The sequence below is a fragment of the Melaminivora sp. genome (assembly GCF_032059615.1).
GTDB lineage: Bacteria > Pseudomonadota > Gammaproteobacteria > Burkholderiales > Burkholderiaceae_C > Melaminivora.
Window position 1 is genome coordinate 1 of sequence record NZ_DAMCAM010000086.1, and the last position, 8,538, is coordinate 8,538.

The following is an 8,538-nucleotide window of genomic DNA, read 5'->3' on the forward strand; positions in this document are numbered from 1 at the left end:
TTCGGCGCGCCCTGCGGCTTCATCGGCCAGGGCGGCACCATTCCGCTCATGAACATGCTCAGCGCCGGCTTCCCGAAGGCGCAGATGATGGTCTGCGGCGTGCTCGGCCCCAGGAGCAATGCCCACGGCCCCAACGAGTTCCTGCACGTGCCCTATGCCAAGCGCCTGACGGCGGCGGTGGCGCAGGTGGTGGCCGCCATGCCCTGAGGCATCCCGTCCAGGGTTTCAAGCAAAAATTGCATCCAGCCCTTACCGGGTAAGGGCTTCAAGCTATTTTTTCGGGAGCATCCCGGTCGGCCCAGACGACGCGGTCGCGTCCCTGACGCTTGGCCGCGTAGAGCGCGGCGTCGGCGCGCTGCAGCAGCGCGTCCATGGCCTCGCCCGGGTGCAGCCGTGCCGCGCCGATGGAGACGGTCAGGCGCACGCCGCTGCCGTCCGGCAGCGGTGCCTGCTGTGCGGCTGCGGCCAGCACGCGTTCGAGCACGCGCGCACCCTCGGCGGGCGTGGTGTGGGCCATGAGTAGCACGAACTCTTCGCCGCCCCAGCGCGCCAGCACATCGCTGGCGCGCACGCAGCCCGTCACCCGCTGCGCAAAGGCCCGCAGCACCACGTCGCCCACGGCGTGGCCATGGGTGTCGTTGACGTCCTTGAAGTGGTCCAGGTCCAGCAGCGCCACCAGCAGGTGGCGGCCGCTGCGCCGCGCGTGTTCCAGCTCCAGACGCAGCATCTCCATCATGAAACGCCGGTTGGGCAGGCCGGTGAGTTCGTCGCGCGTGGCCAGTTCGCGCACCTGCTCAACGGCCAGCGCCAGCTGCCGCTTCTGGCGCTGCAGCGTCTCGCGCGCGGCATGGGCCCGCATGTTCAGCACCGTGCTGCCCAGCAGCACCATGCCGGTGACGATCAGGTAGGCCAGCGCCAGGGTCAGCGGCTGGTTGTCATGGGGCTCGCGCCAATGCACCAGCGCGATGGTGGCGCCGAACAGGACCAGCCCGTAGACCAGCACCGACACCATCTGGCGCGGCGTCAGGCCGAAGACGCCGAACATCAGGATCACCGCCAGCACCGGCAACACCACGCCGCGCGCGGACTCGGTGATGACGTAGGCCCACGCCACGCAGGCCATGGCCGCGACGTTTTGGAACAGCGTCAGCGCCGGATCGCGCCAGCGCCGGCTGTAGCCGCTGCGGATCAGAACGTAAGCGACGAGGAAGATGGAGCAGGCGAAAACGGTCCACTGGTGCACGGCGGCCAGCGGCGCCAGGCCAGCCCAGGCGACCAGGTACATGGCGCAGATGCAGCACAGCATGAGCGTGGCCGCCAGCAGGCACATGCCCAGGCGTATGCGCTGCTGGGGATGCGTGGTGAGCAGCAGGTTGGCCAGGCGTTCCTGCAAGGAGACACCCGCTCCGTGGGACGCGGCGCCGACGCGGCCTGGGGGCGTGGGGTTCTGGGTGCCGGGCGGCGCCGGGCATTCGTCGCGAAACCGCATGGCAACACGTCGTGGGAGGTCGTTCGGAGCCGGCGGCACGTGCGCCGGGGCGGACCAAGCATGCACAGCCACCCGGCCGGCGGCAACCGGGACAACCCTTGCGTGCGGCGCGGCAAAAGCCGGCACGACGGGCGGCGGCGCCTTCGTCCTGGTGTCAGCCGCCCAGCGTCAGCACGGCCAGCGCGGCGACGGAGGCCGTCTCCGCGCGCAGCACGCGGCTGCCCAGGCTGGCCGGGGCAAAACCCTGGCCCCGGGCCGCGTCCTCTTCCTGGGCCGTGAGGCCGCCTTCGGGGCCGTGCAGCACCCGCAGCACACCAGCAGCGCCGGCGGCCTGCGCCAGCGGCCGGCTGTCGTCCCGCAGCGACAGCACCAGGCGTGCATCGCCGGGCCCGGGTGCCGGCGCGGTGCGCAGCCACTCGGCCAGCGGCAGGGGTGCGTGCACCGGGGGCACGCGGTTGCGCCCGCTCTGCTCGCAGGCCGCGACCGCGATGGCCTGCCAGTGCGCCTGGCGGCGCTGGGCACGTTCGCCCGAGAGTTTCAGCACGCTGCGCGCCGCCGCCACGGGCTGGATGCTGGCGGCTCCCAGCTCGGTGGCCTTTTCCACCAGCCAGTCCATGCGCTCGTTGGCGGGCATGCCCACCACCAGGTGCACGGCGCGTGCGGCCTCGCGCTCGACGGCCTGGTGCTCGACCACGTCCGCCAGCACCTCGGAGCGGCCCATGCGCGCCACGATGGCGCTCCACTGCCCACCTTCGCCGTTGAACAGCGTCAGCGCGTCGCCCGGCTGCAGGCGCAGCACCTGCACGTGGCGCGCGGCCTCGGGCGGCAGGGTGATCTGGCGGCCCGCGGCCAGGGGCAGGGGGCAGTGAAAACGCGGCATCACACCCGCCCGAACGCGTAGCCCAGGGCCGCCTGCGTGCCCTCGATCTCATCGACCAGGCGCAGCAGCGGCGCTAGCTCGCGGTAGCGCGCTGCCGTCTGGCGGATGTAGTCGATGAAGCGCGGCGCGTCCTGCAGGTAGCGCGGCTTGCCGTCGCGCAGGGTCAGGCGCGCGAAGATGCCCGCCACCTTGAGGTGGCGCTGCAGCGCCATCCAGTCGACGGCGCGGTAGAACTCGCCGAAGTCCGCGCCAAAGCCGCTGTTGCTGCCCGCGCCCACGATGCTGGCGCGGCGCGCCTTTTCCCAGTAGCGCACGGTGATGTCGATGACGAAATCCTCGTCCCAGGAGATGAAGGCGTCGCGCAGCAGGCTGGCGATGTCGTAGGTCACCGGGCCGAGCACGGCGTCCTGGAAGTCCAGCACCCCCAGGCGCCCGTCCTCGCCCACCATGAGGTTGCGCATCATGAAGTCGCGGTGCACGAACACCTGCGGCGCGGCCAGGTTGTGGCGCACGATGGCGTCGAAACTGCGCGCCAGCACGGCCTGCTGCCCGGCCGACAGCGCCACGCCCCGGTGGCGCGCGACGTACCACTCGGGAAAGAGCTGCAGCTCGCGGCGCAGCAGCGCCTCGTCGTAGGGTGGCAAGGCGCCGACGCGCGTGGCGCGCTGCCAGTCCAGCAGCACGTCCACCGCCTGGAGGTACCAGCCGTGGGCCGCCTGGGCATTGCCCGGCTCCAGGCGCTCGATCACCGTGTGCCGGCCCAGGTCGGTCAGCAGCATGAAGCCCTGCGCCTCGTCCCAGGCGAGGATTTGCGGCACGTGCAGGCCCGCCGCCTGCATCAGCGCCTGCACGTGCACGAAGGGGCGGCAGTCCTCCTGCGTCGGCGGCGCGTCCATGACGATGAAGCTGGCGCCGCCCGGGCCGTCCACGCGCAGGTAGCGGCGAAAGCTGGCGTCGCTGGAGGCCGGGCGCAGGCTCTGTGGCTTCAGGCCGTGCGCGGGCGCCAGGCCCTGCAGCCAGAGAGTGAAGGCGCGTTCGCGCGCGGGATCGGCCCAATGGACGGGAGCGGGCGGGGCGGAGAGGTCGTTGAGGTCGCTCATGGATAATCGGATTTTAAGAAGGGCGCGCCTGCGCCGCGCCTGCCTGTCCCGTCCGCCCCGTGCCTGAACGCCTGCCTCCCCCGCACCAGACCCCGTCCATGCGCCGGCCGCCGCTGGGCGCCCCGTGCCGCCTGCCACGACGCCGGCCCCTGGCGCATCTGCTGGCGCTGCTGCTGTGGGGCGGCGCACCACTGGCCGCGCCGGCCCAGCCGGCCGAAGACCTGCCCGCGCCGGTGCTGCGCGCCAGCCCCCAGCTCGACGAGGCGCTGCCCGACGCCACGCGCGGCGAGCGCCCGGTGTTCGTGCGCGGCGAGCAACTGTCGGGCCGGCCCGACATCGAGGCCACCATCGAGGGTCGCGCCGAGCTGCGCCGCGCCGACACCGTGATCCATGCCGACCGCCTGCACTACGACGTGCCCCAGGATCGTGCGCGCGCCAGCGGCCACGTACGCATCAACAGTGCCGGCGACCGCTACGAAGGCACGCTGCTGGACCTGGAGGTGGACGCGTTCCGGGGCTTCTTCAGCGACGCGCGCTACCGCTTCCTGGAAACCGGTGCGCACGGCGAGGCGCAGCGCGTGGACTTCCTCGACCGCGAACGCTCCGTGGTCCACCAGGCCAGCTACACCACCTGCCAGCGCGACGACGAGGCCAGCTGGCAGCCGGACTGGGTGCTGCGCGCGCGGCGCATCGAGATCGACCGCGCCGAGGACGTGGGCTACGCCGAGGCCGGCGTGCTCGAGTTCAAGGGCGTACCCATCCTGCCGGTGCCGGCCATCACCTTCCCGCTGTCGTCGCGGCGCAAGTCCGGCCTGCTGCCACCTACCCTGGGCGTGGACAGCGTGAGCGGGATGGAATACGCCCAGCCGTACTACTGGAACATCGCCCCCAACCGCGACGCCACCATCACGCCCATCCTGATGACGCGCCGCGGCGCGGCCCTGTCGGGCGAGTTCCGCTACCTGGAGTCGCGCTACGAGGGCGAGGTGGGCGGGCTGACCATGCCTTCGGACCACCTGCGCCAGCGCCATCGCTGGTCCTGGCGCGCGCGCCACGGCGCGCTGCTGTACACGCCCGTGGGCGACGTCGGGCTGAACCTGAACGTGCGCCGGGTGAGCGATGACGACTACTGGCGCGACTTCACCCTGCGCGGCGCCGGCGGCCTGGGCGGCAACACCCTGCAGAACCAGCTGGCCGAGCGCCTGCTGCCGGGCGAGGCCTCGCTGCGCTGGAGCGGGGGCGAGCACACGGTGAGCGCCCAGGCACTCAAGTGGCAGACGCTGCAGGACCCGCTGGCGCCCATCGTGCCGCCCTACGACCGCCTGCCGCAGCTGCACTGGCGCTTTGCACCGGCGCAGCTGCCCGCCGGGCTGGACGCCAGCGTGGACGCCGACTACACGCATTTCTCGGCCGACCGGCGCTGGTACACCCAGCCCAACGCGCGGCGCAGCTACACGGTGGCCCAGCTCAGCCGGCCGTTCCTGGCGCCGGCCGGCTTCATCACCCCGCGTGTGCAGTTGCACGCGACCCGGTACGAGTTCGACAGCCCGCTGCTCAACGGTCAGCGCAGCGCCAGCCGCACCCTGCCCACTTTCAGCCTGGACAGCGGCCTGGTGTTCGAGCGCGAGGCCAGCTTCCTCGGCCGCGGCTTCCTGCAGACGCTGGAGCCGCGCGCCTTCTACACCTGGACGCCCTACCGCGACCAGAGCTTGCTGCCGGTCTACGACACGGCGGCCACCGACTTCAACTTCGCCACCGTCTATACCGAGAACGCCTTCGGCGGCCACGACCGCCTGGCCGACAGCAACCTGCTGACCCTGGGCGTGACCACGCGCCTGCTGGACCCGGACACCGGCGCCGAGGCCGTGCGCCTGGGCGCGGCTCAGCGCCTGCGTTTTTCCGACCAGCGCGTGACCATGCCGGGAGCGGACCCCGTGAGCGAGCGCCTGTCGGACGTGCTGCTGGGCGCAGGCATCAACTGGACGCCCGAGTGGGGTCTGGACACCACGGTGCAGTACAACCCCAAGACGCGCCGCTCGCTGCGCACCACCATCGGCGCGCGTTACTCGCCCGGCCCTTACCGCACGGTGAGCGCCGCCTACCGCATGCAGGAGGTGACGGACCTGATCACCGAACCCAGCCGGCAGCTCGACGTGGGCTGGCAGTGGCCGCTGAGCGGCCTGTGGGGCGGCGACTCCGGTCTGCCTTCGCGCGACGCCGGTCGCTGGTACAGCGTGGGCCGGCTCAACTACAGCCTCAAGGACCGCCGTGTCGTGGACACGGTGGTGGGGCTGGAATACGAGAGCTGCTGCTGGGTCGGGCGCGTGGTGCTCGAGCGCCTGCAGCGCAGCCTCGACACATCGAGCACGCGCGTCATGGTGCAGCTCGAGTTCGTCGGCTTCTCGCGCCTGACGCTGGGCGCCAACCCGCTGACCAGCCTGCGCCAGAACGTCCCCGGCTACCGCTACCTGCGCGAGGACGCCACCGTACCGAGCCGCTTCACCCAGTACGATTGACGGCTGCCGCCGCGCCGGGCGCGGCCCAGGCACCCTGCCAACCACCTTTGACCCCTCTCATGAAACACCGCGCTTTGTCCCTGGGCCTGGCCTGCCTGACGGCCCTCGCAGCAGCACCGCTGGCCAGCGCACCCGCGCAGGCGCAGAGCCTGCGGGCGCCAGCCGGCGCCGCGCGCCCCCCCTCGGCCGTGCAGGCCCCGGCGCTGGCGCCGGCCGGCGCCCCGAAGGCGGACGGCAGCCAGGCCCGTGCGGCCGACTACATCGTCGCCGTGGTCAACTCCGAGCCCATCACCAACAGCGAGGTGCGCCAGCGCGCCGAGCGCGCGGCGCAGCAGATGGCCAGCCAGGGCGTGCACGTGCCGGCGCAGCAGGTGCTGGCGCGCGAGGTGCTCGAGCGCCTGATCCTGGAGAGGGTGCAGGTGCAGCTGGCGCGCGAGAGCGGCATCAAGGTGGACGACTGGGCCGTCAGCCAGGCCGAGCAGTCGGTGGCGCGGCAGAACGAGGTGAGCGTGGACGAGATGTACCGCCGCCTGGCCGCCGACGGCATCGGCCGCGAGCGCTTCCGCGAGGACCTGCGCAACCAGCTGCTGGCGCTGCGTGTGCGCGAGCGCGACGTGGAGGCGCGCGTGCGCGTGAGCGAGGCCGACATCGACCAGTACCTGCGCGAGCAGCAGCAGGGCGGCACGCCCGCGGGGCTGGAGCTGAACCTGGGCCACATCTACGTGCAGGTGCCCGAGAACGCCACACCGGTGCAGTCGGCCGAGCGCGAGAAGCGTGCCCAGCAGATCATGGCGCAGCTGCAGGCGGGCGCCGACTTCGCCGCGCTGGCGCGCCAGTATTCCGACGCGCCCGAGGGCGAGCGCGGGGGCGAGCTGGGCCTGCGCCCGGCCGACCGCTACCCCGACCTGTTCGTCAGCGCCACGCAGAACGCCGCCGTGGGAGGGCTTGTCGGGCCGGTGCGCTCGCCGGCGGGCTTCCACATCCTGAAGGTGCTCGACAAGAGCCGCGCCGGCCCGGGCGCCACCGTGGTGCAGAACCACGCGCGCCACATCCTGCTGCGCGTGCAGCCCGGCACCACCGAGCAGCAGGTGGCCGAGCGCCTGGAGGAGCTGCGCAGCCGCGTGCTGGCCGGACGGGCGGACTTCGCCGAGCTGGCGCGCGAGGTCTCGCAGGACGGCAGCAGCAAGCAGGGCGGCGACCTCGGCTGGGCCTCGCCCGGACGCTACGTGCCCGAGTTCGAGGAGGTGCTCGACAGCCTCTCGCCCGGCGAGATCAGCCACCCCGTGGTGTCGCGCTTTGGCGTGCACCTGATCCAGCTGCTCGACCGCCGCCAGGCCCGGCTCAGCCCGCGCGAGCAGCGCGAGATGGTGCGCGGCGCAGTGCGCGAGAAGAAACTCGACGAGGCCTATGCGCAGTGGATCCAGGAGGCGCGTGCGCGCGCCTATGTGGAGCTGCGCGAGCCGCCGCAGTGGTGATGGCAGGGCCCCGCACGCCGCACATGGCGCGCAAGCGCTTCGGCCAGCACTTCCTGTCCGACCCCGGCATCATCGACGCCATCGTGCGCGCCATCGCGCCGCGCGCGGGCCAGCCCATGGTGGAGATCGGCCCCGGCCTGGCCGCGCTGACCCAGCCGCTGGTCGAGCGCCTGGGCCGGCTCACGGTGATCGAGCTCGACCGCGACCTGGCCGCGCGGCTGCGCCAGCACCCGCAGCTCGACGTCATCGAGTCCGATGTGCTGAAAGTGGACTTTGCCCAGCTGGCACAAAGACTTCCAGCTACAAAATTGAGAGTCGTTGGCAATCTGCCCTACAACATCTCCACGCCCATCCTGTTTCACCTGCTGGAGCACGTCGAGGCCATCCAGGACCAGCACTTCATGCTGCAAAAGGAGGTCATCGACCGCATGGTGGCCCGGCCGGCCACCGCCGCCTACGGGCGGCTGTCGGTCATGCTGCAATGGCGCTACGCCATGGAGGACGTGCTGTTCGTGCCGCCCGAAGCGTTCGAGCCGCCCCCGCGCGTGGACAGCGCCGTGGTGCGCATGCTGCCGCTGGCCGGGCCGCCGGCGGTCGACGTGCCGCTGCTGTCGGAGCTGGTGCAGGTCGCCTTCAGCCAGCGCAGAAAGCTGCTGCGCCACGCGCTGGGCCCCTGGCTGGAGGTGCGCGGCCACGCGGGCAGCTTTGACCTGCAGCGCCGCGCCGAGGAGGTGCCGGTGGACGAGTACGTCGCGCTGGCCCGCAGCCTGGCCCCGCAGTGAGGCCAGGCCAGCCGCACCGGGTCGGCCGGTGCGCCAGGGTCAGGCGGCGGACAGCCAGTATCCGGCGTTGAACGGGCTGCTCATGCGCAGCGCCTGGGCCGAGATGTCCACCAGCCGGTCGGTGGGCAACCCGTCGCCCGCGGTGTCGATCTCGATGGAGGGGGGAGTGGCCTGGATGACGGCGCCCCGGGGCGCCTCGCTGGCCCGTTCCGCCTGGCCGGCGGTTGCAGAACGGGCTACAGAAAAGAATAGAAGCACCGGAAGGCGATCTTGCGGTCGGCCCAGTAGTCGGCCGC

The 8,538-nt window shown here is 72.2% G+C and carries 7 protein-coding genes and 1 pseudogene; 4 read left to right on the forward strand and 4 right to left on the reverse strand.

The window, feature by feature from the left end:
• A pseudogene (locus RT051_RS13755) lies at positions 1-207 on the forward strand (peptidase M20); the annotation flags it as partial.
• A gap of 58 nt (positions 208-265) precedes the next feature.
• Here the strand turns inward: RT051_RS13755 and RT051_RS13760 are convergent.
• The 3 genes from RT051_RS13760 to RT051_RS13770 form a co-directional block, all read right to left on the reverse strand.
• The gene (locus RT051_RS13760) at positions 266-1,393 is read right to left on the reverse strand and encodes a GGDEF domain-containing protein (RefSeq protein ID WP_313077528.1); all 1,128 of its coding nucleotides are present in this window, start codon (positions 1,391-1,393) and stop codon (positions 266-268) included.
• 250 nt (positions 1,394-1,643) lie between these two features.
• On the reverse strand, positions 1,644-2,369 hold the full coding sequence (locus RT051_RS13765; RefSeq protein ID WP_313077529.1) for a 16S rRNA (uracil(1498)-N(3))-methyltransferase: 726 nt from the start codon (positions 2,367-2,369) through the stop codon (positions 1,644-1,646).
• Entirely contained in the window at positions 2,369-3,469 is a 1,101-nt protein-coding gene (locus RT051_RS13770; RefSeq protein ID WP_313077530.1) for a phosphotransferase, read from the reverse strand. The genes RT051_RS13765 and RT051_RS13770 overlap by 1 nt, the downstream gene beginning before the upstream one ends.
• A gap of 98 nt (positions 3,470-3,567) precedes the next feature.
• Between RT051_RS13770 and RT051_RS13775 the strand changes: the two genes are divergently transcribed.
• Genes RT051_RS13775 through rsmA form a run of 3 tightly spaced genes read left to right on the forward strand, consistent with a single transcriptional unit; the run spans position 3,568 to position 8,242 of the window.
• Complete coding sequence (locus RT051_RS13775) at positions 3,568-5,985, forward strand: LPS-assembly protein LptD (RefSeq protein ID WP_313077534.1); 2,418 nt, start codon at positions 3,568-3,570, stop codon at positions 5,983-5,985.
• Between the two features lie 59 nt (positions 5,986-6,044).
• Positions 6,045-7,460, forward strand: a complete 1,416-nt coding sequence (locus RT051_RS13780) for a peptidylprolyl isomerase (RefSeq protein ID WP_313077531.1) — start codon at positions 6,045-6,047, stop codon at positions 7,458-7,460.
• Positions 7,460-8,242, forward strand: a complete 783-nt coding sequence (gene rsmA, locus RT051_RS13785) for a 16S rRNA (adenine(1518)-N(6)/adenine(1519)-N(6))-dimethyltransferase RsmA (protein ID WP_313077532.1) — start codon at positions 7,460-7,462, stop codon at positions 8,240-8,242. The genes RT051_RS13780 and rsmA overlap by 1 nt, the downstream gene beginning before the upstream one ends.
• A gap of 39 nt (positions 8,243-8,281) precedes the next feature.
• Here rsmA and RT051_RS13790 read toward each other — a convergent pair.
• Positions 8,282-8,538, reverse strand: a 257-nt coding sequence (locus RT051_RS13790; RefSeq protein WP_313077533.1) for a hypothetical protein, incomplete at its 5' end; no start/stop codon positions are given.